Annotated in this window: 22 protein-coding genes; 11 read left to right on the top strand and 11 right to left on the bottom strand. The window is 71.6% G+C overall.

Going from position 1 to position 21,440, the window contains the following annotated elements:
* Positions 1 to 8: 8 nt before the first annotated feature.
* Both pta and Air01nite_RS16310 read left to right on the top strand, forming a co-directional pair.
* On the top strand, positions 9 to 2,051 hold the full coding sequence (pta, locus tag Air01nite_RS16305) for a phosphate acetyltransferase (protein WP_203703226.1): 2,043 nt from the start codon (positions 9 to 11) through the stop codon (positions 2,049 to 2,051).
* Positions 2,048 to 3,193 carry an acetate kinase gene (locus tag Air01nite_RS16310; RefSeq protein ID WP_203703227.1) on the top strand — a complete coding sequence of 382 codons (1,146 nt, stop codon included), beginning with the start codon at positions 2,048 to 2,050 and terminating at the stop codon, positions 3,191 to 3,193. Before pta ends, Air01nite_RS16310 begins: the two co-directional genes overlap by 4 nt.
* 10 nt (positions 3,194 to 3,203) lie before the next feature.
* On the opposite strand, the gene Air01nite_RS16315 is transcribed toward Air01nite_RS16310, so the two are convergent.
* A complete protein-coding gene (locus tag Air01nite_RS16315) occupies positions 3,204 to 3,389 on the bottom strand; it encodes a hypothetical protein (RefSeq protein ID WP_203703229.1) in 186 nt (61 codons plus the stop codon).
* Between the two features lie 86 nt (positions 3,390 to 3,475).
* On the opposite strand from Air01nite_RS16315, the gene Air01nite_RS16320 reads away from it, so the two are divergent.
* A complete protein-coding gene (locus tag Air01nite_RS16320; protein WP_203703231.1) occupies positions 3,476 to 4,399 on the top strand; it encodes an alpha/beta hydrolase family protein in 924 nt (307 codons plus the stop codon).
* A 194-nt stretch (positions 4,400 to 4,593) separates the two neighbouring features.
* Positions 4,594 to 5,490: an alpha/beta hydrolase family protein gene (locus Air01nite_RS16325; RefSeq protein WP_203703233.1), complete on the top strand. Its 897-nt coding sequence runs from the start codon at positions 4,594 to 4,596 to the stop codon at positions 5,488 to 5,490.
* A 54-nt stretch (positions 5,491 to 5,544) separates the two neighbouring features.
* On the opposite strand, the gene Air01nite_RS16330 is transcribed toward Air01nite_RS16325, so the two are convergent.
* On the bottom strand, positions 5,545 to 6,852 hold the full coding sequence (locus Air01nite_RS16330; RefSeq protein ID WP_203703235.1) for a hypothetical protein: 1,308 nt from the start codon (positions 6,850 to 6,852) through the stop codon (positions 5,545 to 5,547).
* 387 nt (positions 6,853 to 7,239) lie between these two features.
* Between Air01nite_RS16330 and Air01nite_RS16335 the strand changes: the two genes are divergently transcribed.
* Positions 7,240 to 8,190, top strand: a complete 951-nt coding sequence (locus Air01nite_RS16335; RefSeq protein WP_239090745.1) for a phosphotransferase — start codon at positions 7,240 to 7,242, stop codon at positions 8,188 to 8,190.
* A gap of 7 nt (positions 8,191 to 8,197) precedes the next feature.
* On the opposite strand, the gene Air01nite_RS16340 is transcribed toward Air01nite_RS16335, so the two are convergent.
* The gene (locus Air01nite_RS16340; protein ID WP_203703237.1) at positions 8,198 to 8,608 is read right to left on the bottom strand and encodes an ATP-binding protein; all 411 of its coding nucleotides are present in this window, start codon (positions 8,606 to 8,608) and stop codon (positions 8,198 to 8,200) included.
* Positions 8,609 to 8,713: 105 nt separating this feature from the next.
* Complete coding sequence (gene sodN / locus Air01nite_RS16345) at positions 8,714 to 9,118, bottom strand: superoxide dismutase, Ni (protein WP_203703238.1); 405 nt, start codon at positions 9,116 to 9,118, stop codon at positions 8,714 to 8,716.
* Between the two features lie 26 nt (positions 9,119 to 9,144).
* On the opposite strand from sodN, the gene Air01nite_RS16350 reads away from it, so the two are divergent.
* The 3 genes from Air01nite_RS16350 (at position 9,145) to Air01nite_RS16360 (ending at position 11,995) form a co-directional block, all read left to right on the top strand.
* A complete protein-coding gene (locus Air01nite_RS16350; protein ID WP_203703239.1) occupies positions 9,145 to 9,528 on the top strand; it encodes a S24/S26 family peptidase in 384 nt (127 codons plus the stop codon).
* Between the two features lie 99 nt (positions 9,529 to 9,627).
* Positions 9,628 to 10,812, top strand: a complete 1,185-nt coding sequence (locus Air01nite_RS16355) for an NAD(P)-dependent malic enzyme (protein ID WP_203703240.1) — start codon at positions 9,628 to 9,630, stop codon at positions 10,810 to 10,812.
* Between the two features lie 232 nt (positions 10,813 to 11,044).
* The gene (locus Air01nite_RS16360; RefSeq protein ID WP_203703241.1) at positions 11,045 to 11,995 is read left to right on the top strand and encodes a zinc-binding dehydrogenase; all 951 of its coding nucleotides are present in this window, start codon (positions 11,045 to 11,047) and stop codon (positions 11,993 to 11,995) included.
* Here Air01nite_RS16360 and Air01nite_RS16365 read toward each other — a convergent pair.
* The gene (locus Air01nite_RS16365; RefSeq protein WP_203703242.1) at positions 11,983 to 12,405 is read right to left on the bottom strand and encodes a hypothetical protein; all 423 of its coding nucleotides are present in this window, start codon (positions 12,403 to 12,405) and stop codon (positions 11,983 to 11,985) included. The genes Air01nite_RS16360 and Air01nite_RS16365 overlap by 13 nt on opposite strands.
* Positions 12,406 to 12,495: 90 nt before the next feature.
* Between Air01nite_RS16365 and Air01nite_RS16370 the strand changes: the two genes are divergently transcribed.
* Together Air01nite_RS16370 and Air01nite_RS16375 are read left to right on the top strand one after the other, a co-directional pair.
* Positions 12,496 to 13,446: a diacylglycerol/lipid kinase family protein gene (locus Air01nite_RS16370; protein WP_203703243.1), complete on the top strand. Its 951-nt coding sequence runs from the start codon at positions 12,496 to 12,498 to the stop codon at positions 13,444 to 13,446.
* Positions 13,447 to 13,864: 418 nt separating this feature from the next.
* A complete protein-coding gene (locus Air01nite_RS16375) occupies positions 13,865 to 14,122 on the top strand; it encodes a WhiB family transcriptional regulator (protein WP_203703244.1) in 258 nt (85 codons plus the stop codon).
* A 97-nt stretch (positions 14,123 to 14,219) separates the two neighbouring features.
* Here Air01nite_RS16375 and Air01nite_RS16380 read toward each other — a convergent pair whose 3' ends face one another.
* From Air01nite_RS16380 to Air01nite_RS16400, 5 genes are all read right to left on the bottom strand, one after another.
* Positions 14,220 to 14,618, bottom strand: coding sequence for a hypothetical protein (locus Air01nite_RS16380; protein WP_203703245.1), 399 nt, complete (start codon positions 14,616 to 14,618; stop codon positions 14,220 to 14,222).
* A gap of 68 nt (positions 14,619 to 14,686) precedes the next feature.
* On the bottom strand, positions 14,687 to 15,514 hold the full coding sequence (locus Air01nite_RS16385; RefSeq protein WP_203703247.1) for a sirohydrochlorin chelatase: 828 nt from the start codon (positions 15,512 to 15,514) through the stop codon (positions 14,687 to 14,689).
* Positions 15,496 to 16,257 (bottom strand): phosphoadenylyl-sulfate reductase, encoded by a 762-nt coding sequence (locus Air01nite_RS16390; RefSeq protein ID WP_203703249.1) that lies wholly within the window; start codon positions 16,255 to 16,257, stop codon positions 15,496 to 15,498. Before Air01nite_RS16390 ends, Air01nite_RS16385 begins: the two co-directional genes overlap by 19 nt.
* A gap of 4 nt (positions 16,258 to 16,261) precedes the next feature.
* Positions 16,262 to 16,444, bottom strand: coding sequence for a hypothetical protein (locus Air01nite_RS16395; RefSeq protein ID WP_203703251.1), 183 nt, complete (start codon positions 16,442 to 16,444; stop codon positions 16,262 to 16,264).
* Positions 16,441 to 18,126, bottom strand: coding sequence for a nitrite/sulfite reductase (locus tag Air01nite_RS16400; protein WP_203703253.1), 1,686 nt, complete (start codon positions 18,124 to 18,126; stop codon positions 16,441 to 16,443). The genes Air01nite_RS16395 and Air01nite_RS16400 overlap by 4 nt, the downstream gene beginning before the upstream one ends.
* A 417-nt stretch (positions 18,127 to 18,543) precedes the next feature.
* Between Air01nite_RS16400 and Air01nite_RS16405 the strand changes: the two genes are divergently transcribed.
* A complete protein-coding gene (locus tag Air01nite_RS16405) occupies positions 18,544 to 19,926 on the top strand; it encodes a glycosyltransferase family 39 protein (protein ID WP_203703280.1) in 1,383 nt (460 codons plus the stop codon).
* Here Air01nite_RS16405 and Air01nite_RS16410 read toward each other — a convergent pair.
* Positions 19,923 to 21,440: a sensor histidine kinase gene (locus Air01nite_RS16410; RefSeq protein ID WP_203703255.1), complete on the bottom strand. Its 1,518-nt coding sequence runs from the start codon at positions 21,438 to 21,440 to the stop codon at positions 19,923 to 19,925. The two genes, Air01nite_RS16405 and Air01nite_RS16410, sit on opposite strands and share 4 nt — an antisense overlap.

Here is a 21,440-nt window from a genome sequence, read left to right on the forward strand (position 1 = left end):
TTGGGTGCGTGGGGCGCAGTGTCTATATCGCGGGTTTCGGCGAAGGCGGCGGCAAGTCGACGGTGGCGCTCGGCCTGGCCGAGCTGCTGTCCCGGCAGGTCGGCCAGATCGGGGCGTTCCGCCCGCTGGTCACGTACCCGGGTCATGATCCGATCCTGGACCTGCTGCGCGGGCGCTACGCGATCTCGCTGCCGGCCGCCGACCTGCACGGCGCCACCTACGCCGAAGCCGCCGCGCTGGTCGCCGCCGGGCGCCGCGAGGAGCTGATCTCGCGGATCGTCGAGCGCTACCGGGCGGTCGAGCGCCAGGTGCCGGCGATGGTGGTGATCGGCAGCGACCTCGAGGACAGCGACGACCCGCGGCAGTTGGGCTTCAACACCCGGCTCGCGACGGAACTGGGCAGCGTGGCCGTCGCTGTGGTCGACGGGCAGACCGACGACCCGGCGTCCGCGATGAGCACCGCGTACCACAGCCTGACCGACCTGGGCGCCACCGTGCTCACGGTGATCGCCAACCGCGCGCCGGCCGGCGTCGTGCCGCCGAAGCTGCCGGTGCCGGCCTACGTGATCCCCGAGGTGCCCACGGTCTCGGCTCCGACCGTCGGCGAGGTGGCCACCGCGCTGGGCGCGACCGTGCTCTCCGGTGACGCCGGTGCCCTCGACCGCGACGTGCTCGACCTGGTCGTCGGCGGCGCTCACGTCCCGGCCTTCCTGGACCATCTCACCGACGGCTGCTTGGTGATCACCCCTGGCGACCGGGCCGACCTGATCGTCGCCGCGCTGAGCGCGCACGCCAGCGGCCTCGTCGCGGTGGCCGGGCTGATGCTCACGCTCGGCGAACGCCCGGACCCGCGGGTGCTGCGACTGATCGACAAGCTCGACGCCGGGCTCGCGGTGCTCGCGGTCGAGTCCGACAGCTACCACACGGTGGCGGCGGCGTCCCGGATCGAGGGCCGGCCGAGCACGACCAGCCCGCGCAAGGTCGAGGCGGCGCTCGGCGCCTTCGAGTCGCATGTGGACACCACCGCCCTGGCGTCGCGGCTGCAGGTGGCCCGCTCGTCGCGGGTGACGCCGCTGATGTTCGAGTACGACCTGATCGACCGCGCCCGCTCGGCCCGCCGCCGGCTCGTGCTGCCCGAGGGCACCGAGGAGCGCATCCTGCGGGCGGCGGAGGTCCTGCTGCGCCGCGGCGTCGCGGACCTGACGCTGCTGGGAGCGAAGGACGAGATCGCCCGCCGGGTACGCGAGATCGGCGTCGACATCTCCGGCGCCTCGGTGGTCGACCCCGCGACCAGCCCGTGGCGGGACGAGTTCGCCAGCACCTACGCGCGGCTGCGGTCGCACAAGGGCGTCACGCTGGACCTGGCGCACGACGTGGTCGCGGACCCCAACTACTTCGGCACGCTGATGGTGCTCGCGGGCCAGGCCGACGGCATGGTCTCGGGCGCCACCCACACGACGGCGGCGACGATCCGCCCGGCGTTCGAGGTGATCAAGACGGTCCCGGGCGTCTCGGTGGCGTCGAGCGTGTTCTTCATGCTGCTGGCCGACCGGGTCCTGGTCTACGGCGACTGCGCGGTCAACCCGGACCCGGACGCCGCGCAACTGGCGGACATCGCCCTGTCCAGCGCGGACACCGCGGCGGCGTTTGGCATCGAGCCCCGGGTCGCGATGCTGTCCTACTCGACCGGCACGTCGGGTGCGGGCGCCGACGTCGACAAGGTGGCGGCGGCCACGGCCCTGGTCCGCGAACGCCGGCCGGACCTGCCGGTGGAGGGCCCGATCCAGTACGACGCGGCGATCGACGCCGAGGTGGCGGCCACGAAGCTGCCGGGCAGCGAGGTGGCCGGCCGGGCGACGGTCTTCATCTTCCCGGACCTCAACACGGGCAACAACACCTACAAGGCGGTCCAGCGCTCGGCGGGCGCGGTGGCCGTCGGCCCGGTGATGCAGGGCCTGCGCCGCCCGGTCAACGACCTCTCCCGTGGCGCCACGGTCAAGGACATCGTCAACACCGTGGCCATCACCGCGATCCAGGCGGCCGCCCGATGACCCGCGTCCTGGTGCTCAACTGCGGATCGTCGTCCGTGAAGTACCGCCTGCTCGACGTGCCCAGCGGCCGCGTCGACGAGGTGGAGCCGGCCGTCGTCGCCAGCGGGACCGTCGAGCGGATCGGCGAGGACGCGCCCGGTGCGCCGCGCGACCATGCCGAGGCGCTCGCCACGGTCATGGCGGGGCTGCCGCTGGACGGGCTGACCGCCGTCGGGCACCGCGTCGTCCACGGTGGACTGACCTTCACCGCGCCCGCGATCGTCGACGACACCGTGATCGCGGCCATCCGGGAACTGGTGCCGCTGGCGCCCCTGCACAACCCGGCCAATCTCGCGGGCATCGAGGTCGCGCGGGCGCTGCTGCCGGGCGTACCCCAGGTGGCCGTCTTCGACACCGCGTTCCACCGCACGCTCTCCCCCGCCGCCAGCACCTACGCGATCGACGCCGAGACGGCGACGCGGTACGGCATCCACCGCTACGGCTTCCACGGCACCTCGCACGCGATCGTGTCGCGCCGGACCGCGACCCTGCTCGACCGGCCGCTGGCCGAGGTCAACACGATCACCCTGCACCTCGGCAACGGCGCCAGCGCGTGCGCGGTCGAGGGCGGGCGCAGCGTGGCCACCTCGATGGGGCTCTCGCCGCTGGAGGGTCTCGTGATGGGCACCCGCAGCGGCGACCTCGACCCGACGATCATCTTCCACCTGCACCGGGTCGCCGGCATGCCGATCGACGAGATCGACGACCTGCTCAACCGGCGCAGCGGGCTCGCCGGGCTGGCGGGGGTCAACGACATGCGCGGGCTGCTGGCCCGCCGCGCGGGCGGCGACCGGGCCGCGGCGCTGGCCTTCGAGGTCTACTGCCGGCGCATCCGCTCGTACGTCGGCGCCTACTACGCCGAACTCGGCCGGCTCGACGCGATCACGTTCACGGCGGGCGTCGGCGAGAACGCGCCGGCCGTGCGGGCGGCGGCGCTGGCCGGCCTGGACCGGCTCGGCATCGAGGTCGACCCGGTCCGCAACGACACACCCGAACGCGGGGCGCGGGTCATCTCACCGCCGGGCGCGCCCGTGGCGGTGTGCGTGGTGCCGACCGACGAGGAGTGGGAGATCGCCAGCCAGACGCTGGGCGTCGTCAGCTAGGCCCGGGTCGTCAGCTGAGTGCCAGGACCAGCACGATGACGACGACAACGGCGACGACCACACCGCCGATGAGCAGCGGCATGCGGTTGGTGGCCGGCGCGGCGGGGGTGGCGCTGGGGGCAGGGGCCTGCTCGCGGGCCGCGAAGGCGCGGAAGGCCTCCGTGTTGCCGCTCGGGTCCCGGTAGTCGTCTGACATGCCGACGACCATAGCGAACCGGTTCGACCACCCCAAACACCAAAAAGGCTGACGTCTGTCCGGTTCCCAGCACTTACCGTGTGCTCATGGGGGGAAGGCGGTCGGTGCTCGCATTGCTCGCCTTGCTGCTCGTATTCGCAATCTCCGCGTTTGTCCCCGCAGTGTCCGCCGCACCAGGCGCCCCGACCACCGCCGCACCGGGCGCGTACCCGGTCGGCGTCCGGACTCTCTTCCTCGACCGCGGCGCGGCCCGCCCGCTGCCCACGACGGTCTGGTATCCGGCGGGCCCCGCGGCCGGCAACCCCGGCACCGGCACGGTCAGCCGCGACGCCGCGCTCGCCGCCGGCCGCTTCCCGCTGGTGATATTCAGCCACGGCCTGCAGAGCCGCCCGGAAGACCACGTGCAGATGACCACCCGCTGGGCGGCCGCCGGCTTCGTGGTGATCGCACCCGCATATCCGCACACCAAGAAGAACGCACCCGGCTACACCCGCAACGACCTGGTCAACCAGCCCGCCGACGCGTGGGCGGTGGTCACCTCGGTGAGCCGCCTGGACGCGACGCCCGGTGACCTCTTCGCCGGCCACCTGGACACCAACGACGTGGTGGCGGCGGGGCACTCGGGCGGCGCCTACACGGCGGCCGCGATGTTCCAGCGCGGCCACTCCAGCCACCTGAGGGGCGCGATCGTGATCGCCGGCGCCCGCCCCCGCTTCGAGTTCGGCGGGCCACCGGCCGCGATGCTCTTCATCCACGGCGACGCGGACCCGACGGTCCCCTACAGCACCGGCCGCGCCGTCTACGCACGGGTCCCGTGGGACAAGGGCTTCCTGACCCTGCACGGCCTCAACCACGGTTCCTACCTGAGCCCGGGCCGACCCGGGTTCAATGAGGTCATGACGTCGACCACGGACTTCCTGCGCTGGCGCCTCGACGGCGACAACCATGCCCGTTGCGAGCCAGGCCCCCTCCGCACCGCCTTCGGCCCCGACAAGCCCCTGTGCGGATGAGGCGGAGGTTTTCGTCGGGCGCGTGGTCGGTCGCAGGCCGTCGTCGGTTCTTCCCGGCTTTACCCGGGTCCGCGGTGGGCACGACCGTCGCTCCCGCCGGACACCGCTCGCTCCGCGTCGCTGCCACGTCCGCGCCGGGTCACGCTTCAAGCGCGATCAATCGGCGGTTGCGCGCCGCCCTAGGCGGTGCGGCGATGGTCGGGGCGGTGTTGCTCGCGGGGTGTGGCGTTGCGGCAACGCCGCAGACCCCGATCGGCCGGACGGCGCCTCCCTCGCCGCCCAGCGTCACCACGGTCACGCCGAAGGTGCGCGGGACCGCGCCGGCGCGGGCGTTCGAGGTGGCCGTGCGGGAACTCGACTTCTCCCGCCAGGGGCGGGCGCTCAAGACCACCGTCTACTACCCCGAGGGTGCCGGGCGGTTTCCGCTGGTGCTGTTCAGTCATGGGCTGGGCGGGCGGCCCGCGGACTACGCGCCCCTGTTGCGGCGGTGGGCGGCCGCCGGCTTTGTCGTGGCCGCGCCGGCCTATCCGCACACCAACGGCGACACCGACGACTACGACGTGATCGACGTCGTCAACCAGCCCGCCGACGCTTCCTACGTGATCGGGCGGGTGCTCGCGCTCGACGCGCGCCGCGGTGACCGGTTCTTCGGGCGGCTCGCCACCGACCGGGTGGCCGCGGCCGGGCACTCGGCCGGTGGGATCACCACGGTCGGGCTGTTCACCCTCGCCCGTGACGCACGGCTCGACGCCGGGATCGTGCTGTCCGGCAACGGGCTCGGTGCCGGCACCGGGTTCCGCGGCGCACCGGCGGACATGCTGTTCGTGCACGGTGAGCGGGACGAGACCGTCTCGTACGCCTCCGGCAAAGCCGCCTACGACGCCGTGCCCTGGCCCAAGGCGTTCCTGTCGTTCCCCCAGGGTGACCACGGCACCAACCTGCTGCGGGACGGCGGCACGTCGTTCGACGTGCTGGCCGGCACCACGACGGAGTTCCTGCGCTTCGCGCTCTACGGCGACCCGAACGCCAAGGGACGGATCCCCAAGGCGGCCGCGAACGACGGCGTCGCCACGCTCGACGACCGGCTCTGAACACGCGAGCGGCGGGGTCCGATGTGGACCCCGCCGCCCGTGCGTGTCAGCTTGCTACCGGACCGGCTTGCGGTTGTCGGCGAACAGGTTCGTGCTGTTCTGCCAGCTGATGCCCGACTGGGTCGGGCGCGCGATCACGCCGTAGCGGAAGTCGCGGCCGAACAGGTTGTCGCGGAACACGATGCCCGAGCCGTTGAGGTCTTCCCGCACACCGATCGAGTAGTTGCCGCCGTTGCAGTAGTTCTGCTCGTACAACAGGTTGGTGACGCTCGGACCGGTGGTCGACCCGATCATCAGGCAGGCGTTGAACGGGTCCTTGGTGTTCGGGTTGTACGCCTCGATCGTGTTGTGGCGCACCACGATGTTGGAGCCCGCCGTGGTCTGCATGGCGTCGTTGTGCGAGCCGTCCGCCCGGGTCAGGTGGTGGATCCACGAGTCGATGACCTGGCTGTTGGTGCCCAGCCGCGGGCCGTCGATGGTGTTGAAGATCTCCACCTTCTTGAGCGTGTAGCCACCGCAGCACACCGTCGCGGAGTTCTTGCCCTGGCCGTCGATCGTCACGTTCTCGACGAGCAGGTTGGCGTTGGCGTCGCTCACCCTGATCGAGTAGTTGCTGCCGCAGCTGATCTTCGAGTTGCGGATCGTGACGTTCCTGGCGGTGACCGTCACGCAGCCCTTGATGTCGAGCCCGGTGACCACCTGGCCGGCCTTGGACAGCGTCAGCCCGCCCGAGGCCTTGAGCGCGGTGCCGTCCGGCACGCCCGTGTTGCCCGGTCCGGGGAACGAGCTCGGGATGCCCGGGCCCTGGCCGCCACCTGCGGGCGGCGGCGGGTTGGCCGGCTTCGTCGGAGCCGTGGACGGCTTGGCCGTCGCGGTCGGCGTCGGCGTCGGCGTCGCGCTGGCCGTCGCGCTCGGCGTCGGCGTCGGGACCGGCTTGGCGGGCACGCCCGGCGCGGCGACACCGCCGTCGACGTTGACCGCCTGGCCGTTCCACGTCGAGTCGATGATCGTCGCGGGAGCGGCGTCGGAGTACATGAAGCCGTTGCGGCAGCCGTGCAGCTCGACCCGTACGGCGGTGTAGTTGCCGAACACGACCCCGTTGGTCTTGCTCGCCTGGCAGAAGATCTTCGTGTCTTCGATGCGTGTGCCGTCGAATCCTTCGTACACCCGGAGCGAGTGATATCCGCCGTAGCGAATGGTGGTATTCCGGATGGTTACGTTGTCAGCCTTTACGTACAGGTATCCGTTGATCGTCTGTCCGTCGATCACCGTGCCCGGCTTGGTCACGGTTACGGACCCGGACTTCGCGACCGCCACCCCGACGCCCGCGGCGCCAAGAGCGAGCGTGGTCAGCGCCAACACCAGAGCGCGCCCCGGCCGCCGGAAGCCGAAGCGCCTTCCGGTGGTGTGCGGTGCTCGTCGGGTGCCTTTGTGGGCTGCCGAAAACATCGAGATCTGACTCCTTTGAAGAGCTTTCCGTGGGTGCCACCGCGGAACGGGCCCGACTTTACCGGCCGTAGGAGAACGCGCAGACGGACAGAAAATCCGTTGTGGATCTAGTCTTTAGCAAACCTTAAGAGCCCCTGTGCGGATGCTTACATCGCCGATTGCGGTTCGCTTATAAGCAGCATTCGTCCGATTTGATCTCTCCCAAAAGTCCGGTTTCTCGGTCAGCCGCGATTGGGGCATCCCGGAGCCCCTAACGGGTGATCCATTTGCCCAGCTCCGGGGCCGTGCACAATGCCAGCCATGCGGGATCGACCGGCCGGGCTGCCCGACCAGGACGTGATCGCCGGCCTGCGCGCGGGCTGGGGCATCCAGGTCCGCGAGGCCGGCTACCTGCCGTTGGGCGCGGGCAGCTACCACTGGTCGGTGGTCGCGGACGACGGGCAGCGATGGTTCGTCACCATCGACGACCACGGCGCGGACGCGGACGCGTTGGACCGCGCCCTGACCACGGCGCTGACGTTGCACGACAAGGCCGGCCTGGACTTCGTCGTCGCACCGGTCGAGACGCGCGGCGGAAGGGCCACCTGGCGGCTGTCGCCGCGCTACACGGCGTCGGTCTTCCCTCTGCTCGACGGCGTCGGCGGCGCGTTCGGCCCACACCGCCCCCAGGACCGCGGCGCGGTCGTGGCGATGCTGGCCACCCTGCACCGGGCGACGCCCGCGGTCGACACCGTCGCGGCCCGAGCGGACCTCGACCTGCCCGACCGCGACGAGCTGACCCGGACGCTCGCCGACCTCGACGTGGAGTGGCACAGCGGACCGTTCGCGGAGCCCGCCCGGGCACTGCTCAAAGACAGCGCCGACCGGATCGAGGGTTGGCTCGCCGACCACGACCGCCTCGTCGCCGAGGTCCGCACGAGCACCCGGCCCTGGGTCGTCACCCACGGCGAGCCCCACCCGGGCAACGTCGTAAGAACCAACAGCGGCCTGCGGCTCGTCGACTGGGACACCGCCCGCCTGGCACCGCCGGAACGCGACCTCTGGCTGGTCACCAGCGACGCCGACCTGCTGGCGCGCTACACAGAAGCCACCGGCCTGACGGTCTCGCCGACCGCCATGGACATGTTCCGGCTGAGATGGAAGCTGGCGGACATAGCCGCGTTCGTCGGCGACCTGCGCCGGCCACACGGAGCGGGGGAAGACCCAGCGGCGGCGCTGCACTACCTGACCGGCTATCTCCGGGACAGGTAGGTGCCGGTCAGGCGATGCCCGTGCGGCGCGTGATCAGCCGGATCCGCGCCTTGCCGCCCTCGACCTCGGCGCTCGCGGAGCTCGTCAACGCCGTCAACACCTTCCAGGCGAACGAGCTCTCCGCCGGCAGCCGCGCGCCGCGCACGGTCGGCACCTCGACCTCGACCAGGAGGGCGTCGTCGGTGACCGAGAACCGGCAGTCCAGCTCCGCGCCGGGCGTGGCGACGACCAGCAGCATCGCGCAGGCCTCGTCGACCGCGATCCGGAGATCCTCGATCTCGTCGAGGGCGAACTGCAGCCGGGCGGCGAGGGTGGCGGTGGCCGTGCGGAGCACGCCCAGGTAGCCACCGTCAGCGGGCACGGACAGGAGCACGACGTCGTCGTCGAACGTCGCTCCGGAGTCTTGCTCGGTCGTCATCTGGCTCACCGGTTGCGGACTCTACCGGGTTGCTGACACGCCTGCTGACGGCACCGGCCGGCACCCGCGACGGGTGCCGGCCGGGCTGTCGACGCAAGGGCCTGATCAGGCCTGCTTGGTCTCCCAGAAGATCTTCGCGATCTCGTCGATCTTCGCCAGCAGCTTGTCGCCGTCGGCGGGGTCCACCGACTCCTTGGTGCCGGCGCCACCCGCGAGCTTGGTGGCCTCGTTGAAGAGCTGGTGCAACTGCGGGTACTTCTCGAAGTGCGGCGGCTTGAAGTAGTCGGTCCACAGCACCCACAGGTGGTGCTTGACCAGCTCGGACCGCTGCTCCTTGATGATCAAGGCGCGGGTGCGGTAGACCGGGTCCTGGTTGGCCTGGTACTTCTCCTGAATCGCCTTAATCGACTCGGCCTCGATGCGGGCCTGCGCCGGGTCGTAGACGCCGCACGGCAGGTCGCAGTGTGCGCTGACGACCGTCCGCGGCGTAAGGAAGTTAGGAAGTCGCATCAGGACTCCTCCAAAGGAAGCTTACGATGATCCTCACGGAGGACATTACCCCCGGTGCTGCACCGAAACATCGCGGAGGTCCGTTCGTGGCGTCACTTTTCGCCGCTCTGGTGCGGGGTCCGTCGATGGCGCCCACCTTGCGCGACGGCGACGCCCTGCTGGTGTTGCGGGGTGGCCGTCCCGTCCGTCCCGGCGATGTCGTCGTCGCCACTTTCCGCGCGCGCCCCGACCTGCTGGTCGTGAAACGCGCCGTCCGGCAACAGGACGGCGGCTGGTGGCTGCACGGCGACAACGAGTTCGTCACCGACGACTCGCGGGCCTACGGCGTCGCCGACCTGAAGGGCCGCGTCCTGCTCCGGTACTGGCCGCGACCAGTGCGAATCAGGTCAAGGATTATGCTCGACAGTTAGCGGGCAACCCCCGCGTGCTTCGCCGGTCACCGCTGACCTCGCGTCGAGCCGGCACCTCTCTGCCGGCTCACACCTCGACGCGATTTGGAGTACCTGCAAATGTCCGCAGAGTCCACAGACGATCCGGTTTTCCAGCTGCACCGCGGCGGCAAGATGGCGGTCACCTCGACGGTCCCGCTGACCAGCCGCGAGGACCTCTCGCTGGCGTACACGCCCGGTGTGGCCCGGGTCTGCGAGGCGATCGCCGCCGACCCCGCGCTGGTCGACGACTACACCTGGGTTTCACACACGGTGGCCGTGGTCACCGACGGTTCAGCCGTGCTCGGCCTCGGCAACATCGGCCCGCGCGCCGCGATGCCGGTGATGGAAGGCAAAGCGGTGCTGTTCAAGCAGTTCGGCGGCGTCGACGCCGTGCCGATCTGCCTCGACACGCAGGACATCGACGGCATCATCGACACGGTCACGGCGCTCGCGCCGTCGTTCGGCGGCATCAACCTCGAGGACATCAGCGCGCCGCGCTGCTTCGAGATCGAGCGCCGGCTCGACGAGGCCCTGCCGATCCCGGTCTTCCACGACGACCAGCACGGCACGGCGATCGTCGTGCTCGCGGCGCTGCGCAACGCCGCGAGCCTGTTGGAGCGCAAGCTGACCGACCTGCGCGTGGTGGTCAGCGGCGCCGGCGCGGCCGGCATCGCGGTGACCAAGATGCTCGTCGCGGGCGGCGTCAACCCGGCCGAGGTGCTGCTGGTCGACTCCCGCGGCATCCTGCACAGCGACCGCCCGGACCTGTCCGCGCCGGCCGCGGTGGTCAAGGCCGAGATGGCCGCGCTGACGAACCCCCACCGCCGCGCCGGCGGCATCGCGGAGGCACTGTCCGGTGCCGACGTTCTCATCGGCGTCTCGGGCGGCGAGATCCCGGAGTCGGCGGTGGCCACGATGGCCTCGGGCGCGATCGTGTTCGCACTGGCCAACCCGACCCCCGAGGTGCACCCGGAGGTCGCGTCGCGGCACGCGGCCCTGGTCGCCACGGGCCGCAGCGACTTCCCCAACCAGATCAACAACGTGCTGGCCTTCCCGGGCGTCTTCCGCGGCGCCCTGGAGGCCCGCGCGACGCGCATCACCGAGGGCATGAAGGTGGCGGCGGCCGACGCGATCGCCGGCGTGGTGGCCGACAACCTCCACCCGGACGCGTTCGTCCCGTCGCCGCTCGACCCACGCGTCGCCCCGGCGGTCGCGACCGCGGTCGCCGAGGCGGCCCACCGCGACGGCGTCGCCAGGGCATAACAACCAGGCACTTTCCCGGGTCCGCCGGGGGCACGACCGTCGCTCCCGCCGGACAAATCTCGCTCCGCTTCGAGCCAGGCCCGCGGTGGCACGACCACCGCGGGCCTGGTCATATCCCGCCGCTTTGCTCTGCATCCAGATACGCACCACCCCGGCGACAAGGTGGTGCGTATCTGGATGCAGAGCAAAGCCGGTCCGGCGACGCCCGCGGTCAGCTACTAGATTCCTAACCATGCGCGCTGCTTTCGCTACTAAATTCGACGACGCCGACCCGCTGTCCGCCCTCGCCGTCGGCGACATGCCCGAGCCCGAGCGGCGCGACGGCTGGACCACCGTCGAGGTGCGGGCCAGCTCGCTCAACCACCACGACCTCTGGTCGCTGCGCGGTGTCGGCCTGCGCGAGCAGCAGCTCCCGATGATCCTCGGCTGCGACGCCGCCGGGGTCGCGCCGGGTGGCGAGGAGGTCGTCGTCTACCCGGTGGTCACCACGCCGTCAGACCCGCGCGGCTACTCGCTCCTGTCCGAGCATTTCCCCGGCACCCTCGCCGAACGCGTCGCCGTGCCCGTGGAGAACCTGGTTCCCAAGCCCGCGGACCTGGACTGGGCCGACGCGGCGTGCCTGCCGACCGCGTGGCTGACCGCCTACCGGATGCTGACCACCAAGGGCCGCGTCGACGAGACCGACGCCGTGCTGATCCAGGGCGCCGGCGGCGGCGTCGCCACCGCCGCGGCACTGATCGCGGTCGCGATGGACAAGCGGGTGTACGTCACCAGTCGCGACCCCAAGAAGCGCGAGCGCATCGGCGCTCTCGGCGTGACCGCCCTGGAGCCGGGCGCCCGGCTGCCCGAGCGGGTCGGCGTGGTCATCGAGACCGTCGGCGAGGCCACCTTCGAACACTCGCTCAAGTGCAGCGCACCCGGCGCGCGGATCGTGGTGTCCGGCGCCACCTCAGGCCACCTGCCGAAGGTCGACCTGCGCCGGGTCTACGCGATGCAGCTGGAGATCCTCGGCAGCTCCATGGGCACCCCCGGCGAGCTGGCCGCTCTGCTGTCCTTCTGCGCCGACAAGGCGATCCGGCCCGTGGTCGACGAGGTGATCGGCTTCTCCGAGGTCGAACGCGCCTTCGCCCGCCTCCACGAGGGCGACGTCTTCGGCAAGGTTGTCCTGGATCACACCCGCTGATCGGGGGCGCCGACGCCCAGCGCGCGGCTGCTCGGCGGCGCCAGCATCAGGCCGCAGAGCAGCAGCCCGAGCGCGATCAGCAGGACGCCCAGCCAGGCCAGGCCGCCCTGGATCATGTAGTAGCCGACCGCGCAGAGCATGAGCTGCAACACGATCGCGGGCCCGCGCGCCCCGGCCCGGCCCTGGCCCAGCGCACGCCCGATGAGGAACAGCACCAGGGCGCCGAACGCGGCGAACGCGGTGAGCAGGAGGGCCGACGTGGTGTCGACCGCGTCGGCCGTCAGCACCTCGTAGGCCAGGTAGGCCGTGAGCACGACCATGCCGGCCGCCTCCGCGAACAGCAGCCACACGGCGGCGCGCAACGTCGTGGGCGCGGGCTCGGCAGGGGTTTCGGCGGGCGTCTCGGGCACGCGGCCACGATACCGCCGTGCTGAGCGACACAGCTCTCGGGCGTGTGGAAGGCGCACGGAGGGTGACCAAGCCCAGGTACAGTCCGGCTCATGAGGGCCTTGCTGGTGGTCAACCCGAAGGCCACCACGACCTCCGAACGCAGCCGTGACGTCCTGATCCGCGCCTTGCGCAGCGCCGTCGACCTGCGGGTCGAGTTCACCCGGCGGCGGGGTCACGCGGTCAAGCTGGTCCGTGAGGCGGCGCTGCACGGTGTCGACGTCGTCGTCACCCTCGGTGGGGACGGAACGGTCAACGAAGCCGTCAACGGACTGATGGCCGCCCTGCCGGAGCTGTCGCCGCTCGGCGGCGCCACGCCGGCCGAGCGGCTGCCGGCCCTCGCGGTCGTGCCCGGCGGCTCGACGAACGTCTTCGCGCGGGCCATCGGGCTCCCGAAGGACTGGATCGAGGGCACCGGCGTGATCCTCGAGGGGTTGCGCGGTGGCCGGTTCCGCACGATCGGGCTCGGCCGGGCGGACGACCGCTACTTCACTTTCTGTGCAGGCTTCGGGCTCGACGCGGCGGTCATCCGGCGGGTCGAGCGGGCCCGTTCGCGCGGCCGGGTGTCGACCTCGGCGCTGTATCTGCGATCTACGTTCGGTGAGTATCTGGCCACCGACCGCCGGCATCCGGCGATCTCGATCGAGCGTCCGGCCGAGACGGCCGTCGATGAACTCTCCACGGTGATCATCCAGAACACCACGCCGTGGACCTATCTCGGCGATCGGCCCGTAAGCCCCAATCCGGACGCATCGTTCGACCTCGGACTTGACTTACTGGGCGTTCGTCAGCTAGCGGTCGCGAGTGCGACACGCACAGTAACGCAGATCCTGTCGTCGCGGACGAACCCGCACGGCCGGCACGTCGTCCAACTCCACGACGTTCATGAATTCACACTGCTCGCAAGCCGTCCGGAGGCGTTCCAAGTGGACGGCGACTATCTCGGCGAGCGGGAAAAAGTCAGATTTACCTCCGTGGCGCGTGCGCTGAGAGTAATCTGCTGAGGAACGGGTACGGGGTGTCCAGGCGCCGATTGTGGCAGCCGCAGGGGTGACACGTGCCGGAAATGCCAGTAATGTGGCCCGGACCGTACTACATTGATTGCGGCTGGCGAAATCCGGGTGCCGGGCAGATGCTCGAAAACCGGACAAAGGGGTCGTGAGCTTGCTCACCCGCTCAGACTTTTTCGCGGCGTCCCCCTTGACATCGCGACAGTTCGTGAAAGTATTCACAAGCGAAAACGAGTTACGGGAACGTTGCCCGCGAGCACTTAGTAAGGACCCTCGGCGCCGTTCCCCAGAGCTAGTCGCCTGCCCACGTGGTGCCGACGTGCCGGATGCTCACCGTCACGGAGTGCAACGCGCGCGCATATAAAGAACCACCCGCATTGTTTGCCATCGCAGAACGAGGAGTGTTGCCGCCATGGACTGGCGCCACCATGCTGCCTGCCGCGACGAAGACCCGGAGCTGTTCTTCCCGATCGGGACCTCCGGTCCGGCTCTGTTGCAGGTCGAGCAGGCCAAGGCCGTCTGCCGGCGGTGCTCCGTGACCGACCAGTGCCTGCAGTGGGCGCTGGAGTCCGGTCAGGACGCCGGCGTCTGGGGCGGGATGAGCGAGGAAGAGCGGCGCGCGGTCAAGCGCCGCGGCGGCCTGCGGGTCCTGCGCGCTCACTCCGCCTGATTCAACAGCACCAACGCAAGGACGCCCCGGGAAACCGGGGCGTCCTGCGTTTGGCCTGCGCGGCTTAACCTGCCGTTCACCTCGCGGCGCGACCCGGCTAACGGACGCTGATCACGTCACAGGTGCCCCCCGGTGCCGGTGCGTCCAGCGACGTCGTCTCCTCCACCTGCACCGTCTTTCCCGACGGCACGTTCCAGGCGGTCGCCGAGTCGGTGTCGATGCGGATGCCGTCGGCGTCGACGTACTCGATCTGGATGTGTGCCGATCGGGTGGCCGGGCCGGTGTTGTGCACCGCGAGGACGACCTTGCCCGTCGACCCGCTCAGGTCGCACGAGGTCACCTCGACGGTCATCTCCTCCGCGCGCACCCGGTTGTCCCGGTCACCCAGCCAGACGAAGAGCGTGACCAGGCCGAGCAGGCCGATGATGGTCACCGCACCCGGGATCGTGGTGTAGAACGGGGGCTTCGTCGCCCCGGACGACATGTCGCTGGTCACGGGCGCAAGTTATCCGCCCAAAACGCCCTCGCCCGGCATTCACTCCAACGTGGGCTTGCCCACGTTGGTCAGGCCGCGTGCGCCAGGTCGCAGACCGGCTCGCGAGCGGTCCGGCCCCGGGCGAGCACGAGACTGGCCAGTTCCGGCGCGCCACCCAGCGGCTCTGCCACCACTGCGGCACCGGCCGAGCGGGCCGCCGTGACAACCGTCTCGTGCAACAGGCCCGGCGCCAGGAAGTACGACGCGACTCCAATGTGGCGCGCACCACCGGCGCGCAGCGATGCGACCGCCTCGCCACCGGTCGGTGCGGCCGCCGACGCGTACGCCACCGCACACGGCAACCCGCCCAGCGCGGTCGACAGATTCCCCGCGACGGCCTCCACCGTGCCGCGCGCCGCCTCGTCCCGCGTGCCCGCCGCCGCCAGCACGACGCCGTCCAGCGGCAACGTCCCCGGCGCCCAGACACCCGCCGCGGACGCGGCCACCGCCAGCCGCCGGCGCAGCGCGGCCAACAGGTAGGGCGACGTCACGCCCCCGACCGGGCCGAGCACGTCCGCGACCGACACCGGAATCCGCAGCCCCCGCCCGCGCGCGTCCATCAGCGCCGCCGGGATGTCGACCCGACCGTGGTAGGCCGAGGTCAGCAGCAGCGGTGCCAGCGTCGCGCGCGCGGCGCCGGACGCCTCGAGGTCCAGCAGCACGTCGGCCGGCCGCGGCCCGGCGTGGTCGAGGAACGACAGCCGCACCGTCGTGCGGGGCACGACCCGGCGCACCGCCTCGGCCAGCGCCTCGTTGGCGCGGGCGGCGCGCGGGTCACGGCTGCCGTGCGCGACCAGCACCAGCGGACCGGTCGCGGCGGGTTGCCAGAGGCGCATGCTCATACGTGCAGGCCGCATTCCGTCTTGTCGAACATCGCCCAGCGCCCGGCCCGCGGGTCCTCGCCGGCCTTGGTGCGCCGGGTGCACGGCCAGCAGCCGATCGAGCCGTAGCCCTGCTTGAACAGCTCGTTGACCGGCACGTTCCAGCGTGAGATGTAAGCGTCCACGTCCCCCTGGCTCCAGGCGGCGATCGGGTTGATCTTCACCTTGCCACGCTTGGGATCGAACGCCACGACCGGGGTGTTGGCCCGGGTCGGCGACTCGTCGCGGCGCAGCCCGGCGGCCCAGGCGTCGTAGTCGCCGAGCGCCCGCTCCAGCGGCTCGACCTTGCGCAGGAAGCAGCACTCGTCGGGGGCGCGGTTGAACAGGCGCGGGCCGTACTCGCCGTCCTGCTGGCCGACGGTCATCCGCGGGCGGATCGAGCGGACGTTGACCGGCATCGTGCGGGCCACCGTATCGCGGACCTTGAGGGTCTCGGGGAAATGCAGGCCGGTGTCGAGGAACACCACGTCGACGCCCGGCGCGACGCGGGAGACGAGATGGGCGACCACACCGTCGGCCATCGAACTGGTCACACAGAACCGCGATCCGAACGTCTCGGCCGCCCAGCGGGCGATCTCCAGCGCCGGTGCGCCTTCCAGGTCACGCCCGGCCGCACTGGCCAGCGCCTCGAGCTCGTCGGCGGAACGCCGGCCGGCGGTCTCGCGAGCAGCGCCGCCCAGCGACACCAATCCCAGGCCCAACCCGTTCACCGCAGTCATCGGGCTACCTCACCTCTTTCCCGTCCGTGGATAGGAGACCCGCTGCGCGCAGGCCGAGGAACTTGACCGAGAAGACCCGCTGGCAACCTCGGCACTCCCAGGCGCCGTGCGCCTCCTCGTGCGGGCGCAGGTCCTCTTCGGCGCAGTAGGGGCAGTACATCGGCGCCGCCCGGCTCTCTGAACTCATCGCAGCGCCTCCTCGTCGGCGCGCATGACCCACTGTGCGAACGCCTCGTCCGGGCCGGTGCGACCGTCGAGGTACCGGCGGGCCAGCCGCTCGACGTACTCCGGAAGCTCCTCGGCCGTGGTCTTGAGGCCGCGCAGCTTGCGGCCGAAACCGGCGGTCTGGCCCTGCGCCATCCCGAGGCCGCCGCCGAGGTGCACCTGGAAGCCTTCGACCTGGCGGCCGTCAGGGCCGACCACCAACTGTCCTTTGAGGCCGATGTCGGCGGTCTGCGTGCGGGCGCAGGCGTTCGGGCAACCGTTGATGTTGATGGTGATGTCGGCGTCGATGTCGCCGAGCCGCTCTTCCAGGCGGGCGACCAGTTCCTGGCCGCGCGCCTTGGTCTCGACGATCGCCAGCTTGCAGTATTCGATCCCCGTGCAGGCCATCGTCGCGCGCCGCCAGTTGGACGGGCGGGCCTCCAGCCCGATGCCGCGCAGCCCGGTCACCAGCGACTCGGTGCGCTCCTCGGGCACGTCGAGGACCAGCAGCTTCTGGTACGGCGTGAGGCTGACCCGGTCGCTGCCGTGCGCCTCGACGACGTCGGCCAACGCCGAGAGCTGCGAGCCGGACACCCGGCCGACGACCGGCGCCGCACCGACGTAGTAACGCCCGTCGCGCTGCCGGTGCACGCCGATGTGGTCGATCGGCTTGTCCGGCAACGCCGGCGCCGGACCGTCCACAAGCGACCGACCCAGGTATTCCTTCTCCAGCACCTCGCGGAACTTCTCGACACCCCAGTCGGCGACGAGGAACTTGAGCCGGGCCCGGTGCCGCAGCCGGCGGTAGCCGTAGTCGCGGAAGATCGAGACGACGCCCTCCCAGACGTCGGGGACCTCCTCCAGCGGCACCCAGACACCCAACCGCTGGGCCAGCATCGGGTTGGTCGACAGGCCGCCGCCGACCCAGAGGTCGAAGCCCGGGCCGTAGTCGGTGTGTTCGACGCCGAGGAACGAGATGTCGTTGACCTCGTACGGCATGTCGGCGAGCCAGGAGATCGACGACTTGAACTTGCGCGGCAGGTTGGAGAACTCCTTGTTGCCGACGAACCGCTCGACGATCGTGTCGATGGCCGGCGTCGGGTCGACCACCTCGTCGGCGGAGACGCCGGCGACCGGGCTGCCGAGCACCACCCGGGGACAGTCGCCGCACGCCTCGGTGGTCTGCAGGCCGACCGCCTCCAGCCGCCGCCAGATCTCCGGGACGTCCTCGACCCGGATCCAGTGGAGCTGGATGTTCTGCCGGTCAGTGATGTCGGCGCTGTCGCGGGCGAACTCGGTGGAGATCTGCGCGATCACCCGGAGCTGCTCGAGGCTGAGCTGGCCGCCGTCGACCCGGACGCGGAGCATGAAGTGCTCGTCGTCGAGCTCGTGCGGCTCGAGGATCGCGGTGCGGCCGCCGTCGATGCCCGCCTTGCGCTGGGTGTAGAGGCCCCACCAGCGGAACCGGCCGCGCAGGTCGGCGGGGTCGATCGAGGCGAAGCCGCGGTGGGCGTAGATGTTCTCGATCCGGGCCCGCACGTTGAGCGGGTCGTCGTCCTTCTTGGTGCGCTCGTTGGCGTTGAGCGGCTCGCGGTGCCCGAGAGCCCACTGGCCCTCGCCCCGGGCGCGGCGAGGCGAACGGGCTGGGGTGCTGCTGACCGCCATCGCGGCGTTCCTCCGAAGGTCGGGTTACGGCGCGTCGCGCGAGCCGCCTTCGGTGGAAGACAAAAAAATGCCCGGCGCGGACGCGCCCGGACGTGAGTCGGGCGTCGTCAGTGAGCCGGACACATGGCACTGCGAACACGGCCGTAGTCGACGTGGCGACGGACCGTGAGGCCCAGGGTCACCATGCGACGGTCGGCGGTTGCAGTCATGCTCATCATGCTGCCACAGCAAGCTGCTGTTACCTCAGCCAGTCCCAGATGCCGGGCCCCGGTGTGGCCCGCTTCACGTTAGGCTGATCCGGCAATAGGGACATTTGCGGCGCACTCGGGGGAGCCGCCGGTGACACAGCAGCTCGATCGGGTCCGCGCGGCGGCGGCCGGGCCGCGCCGGTTCCTCACCGGACCGTGGGCGCCGGTCGTGCCGGCGGTGCTGACGCTGCTCGTCGCCGGCTTCCAGCTCGACCGGGCCCCCCTCTGGCGCGACGAGCTCGCGACCTGGAGCGCGGCCACCCGGCCGCTGCCCGACCTGTTGCGCATGCTCGCCGGCATCGACGCCGTGACCGGGCCCTATTACCTGTTCATGCACGGCTGGATCGCGTTGTTCGGCGACTCGGCGTTCTCCCTGCGGCTGCCGTCGCTGCTGGCCATGGTCGGCGCCGCGGCGCTGCTCACCCGGCTCGGCGCGCGCCTGTTCGACGGGCGGACCGGGCTGATCGCGGGCACGCTGTTCGCGCTCGTGCCGACCACGTCGCGCTACGGCCAGGAGGCCCGGGGGTACGCGTTCGCGGTGCTGTTCACCGTCCTCGCCACGCTGCTGCTGGCCCGGGCGGTGGACCGGCCGGGCTGGGTGCGGTGGACCCTCTACGCCCTCGCCGTGTTCGGCCTCGGGCTGTGCAACCTGGTCGCCCTGCTCGTGGTCGCCGGCCACGCCGCCGCGGTGATCGGACGGGGCCGGGCCGCCGCCGGTTTCGCCGCCGCGGTCGCCGCCGCCGCACTCCTGCTCGTGCCGCTGGTCGCGGTCGGCCGCGGCCAGGCGGGCGTGCAGCTCGACTGGGTGTCCCGGCCCGGCCCCGGTGACCTGCTCGCCCTGCCGGGCAGCCTGCTCCAGGCCGGGGTGGTCGGCGGCGCGCTGGTCGCGCTCGCGGCGCTGGGCTGGGCGCTCTCGGGCGGGCGGTGGCCGGCCGTGCTGGGCCTGTGTGTCCTGCTGCCGGCCGGGCTGCTGTTCCTGGCGGGCCTGTCCGGTCCGTACTGGGTGCCGCGCTACCTGATCGGGACCGTGCCGCTGGCCTGCCTGCTCGCCGCGCTCGCGCTGCGCCGGGTCCGGCTGGTCCTCGCGCTGGTGCTGGTCCTGCTGGTGGCGGCGCTGGGCGCGCCCGCACAGGCCGCCCTGCGCCGCACGCACGAGTTTCCACGCTCGGCGCCGGTCGACTACCCGGCCGCGGTCGCGGTGATCCGGGCCAACGCCCAGCCGGGTGACGGGATCGTCTACGACCCACGCGGCGGCTGGAAGATGCTCGACGTCGCGGTGGCGTACGGGCTGGCCGGCGCGGCGCCGCGCGACGTGTTCCTGTGGCAGAGCGCGGTGCAGCGGGGTGAGCTGCGCCCCGCCGAGTGCCCCGACCCCACCGGGTGCCTGTTCCAGGCGGCCGCGCCGCGGATCTGGCTGCTGACCACCGGCGACCGGGCCGAGCCGCTGGCCACCGTGCCGGGCGAGAAGGGCGCGGCCCTGCGCGCCGGCTACGCGACCCGCCAGGTCTGGCACGAGCCGGGCCTGACCGTCGCCCTGCTCACGCCGCGTTAGCCGGATTCGCCCTGGCGGGCCTTGCCCAGTGGCACGACCAGGACCGCTTCCGTGCCGCCCTCGGCCCGGTTGCGCAGCTCGATCGAGCCGCGCAGCTCCCCCGTGGCCAGCGCCCGGACGATCTGGAGGCCGAGCCGCCCGCCCTTGTCGGGGTCGAAGTCGGGCGGCAGGCCGCGGCCGTTGTCGGCGACGGTGACGTGTAGCTGCTTGCGGAACCGGTGCACGGCGACGACCACCTCGGGGTCGACCGAGCCGTCGCCGGAGAAGCCGTGCTCGGCGGCGTTGAGCAGCAGCTCGTTGAGCACCATGACCAGCGACGTGGCGATCTCCGCGGGCAGCACGCCGAACGAGCCCTCGCGGCGCATCCGCACCGACAGCTCGGTGCTGGCCACCTCGGTCGCGGCGCCGGCCACCTTGTCGACGATGCCGTCGAACTCGACCGCCTCGTCGCTGGACATCGACAGCGTCTCGTGCACGAGCGCGATCGACGCGACCCGGCGCACCGACTCCTCGAGCGCCGCCCTGGCGGCCGGGATGCCGACCCGCCGGGCCTGCAGGCGCAGCAGCGCGGCGACGGTCTGCAGGTTGTTCTTCACCCGGTGGTGGATCTCCCGGATGGTGGCGTCCTTGGTGATCAGCGCGCGGTCGCGGCGGCGTACCTCGGTGATGTCGCGAACCAGCACCAGCGAGCCGATCGGCACACCCGCGGGCATCAGCGGCAGCGCCCGGTGCAGCACGGTGGCGCCACGGGCGTCGACCTCCTTGCGGGCCGGCGCCTCGCCGCGCAGCGAGGCCAGCACGCGGTTGGCCGCGTCGGTGCCCTCCAAGGGGTCGTCAGCCAACCGCTTGATCAGCACGGCGAGGTCCTCGCCGACGAGATGGGCGGCGAAACCCAGGCGGCGGTACGCGGACTGCGCGTTGGGGCTCGCGAAGGTGACCTTGCCGCTGGCGTCGAGCCGGACGAGCCCGTCACCGACCCGGGGCGCCGAGGTGGTCTCACCCGGGTGCCGGCGCGGCGGGAACGTGCCGTCCGAGGTCATCTGGGCCAGGTCGTCGGCGGTGGTCAGATAGTTGAGCTCGAGCTGGCTGGGCGTCCGCGCCGTCGACAGGTTGGTGTCCCGGCCGACCACCGCGATCACCGCGCCGCCCTCGCCGTCGGCGGAGCGCAGGCGCACCGGGATCGCCTCGTGCCGGGCCGGGGTGTCGCCGTACCAGACCGGGTCGCCCTCCCGCCAGATCCGGCCCTCGCGGTAGGCGATGTCCAGGTGTGCCACCTCCGGGCCGCCGACGATCCGGCCGACCTGGTCGTCCTGGTAGGCGGTCGGCGCGGTGGTCGGCCGGACCTGGGCGACGCAGAGGAAGCCACCCTCGTCGTCGACCGGCACCCAGAGCAGCAGGTCGGCGAAGGACAGGTCGGAGAGCAACTGCCACTCACCGGCGATCCGGTGCAGGTGGTCGATGTCACCGCCACGCAGCGCGGTGTGCTCTTCGACTAGGTCACGGAGGGTCGACAC

This window comes from Asanoa iriomotensis, assembly GCF_016862515.1.
GTDB lineage: Bacteria > Actinomycetota > Actinomycetes > Mycobacteriales > Micromonosporaceae > Asanoa > Asanoa iriomotensis.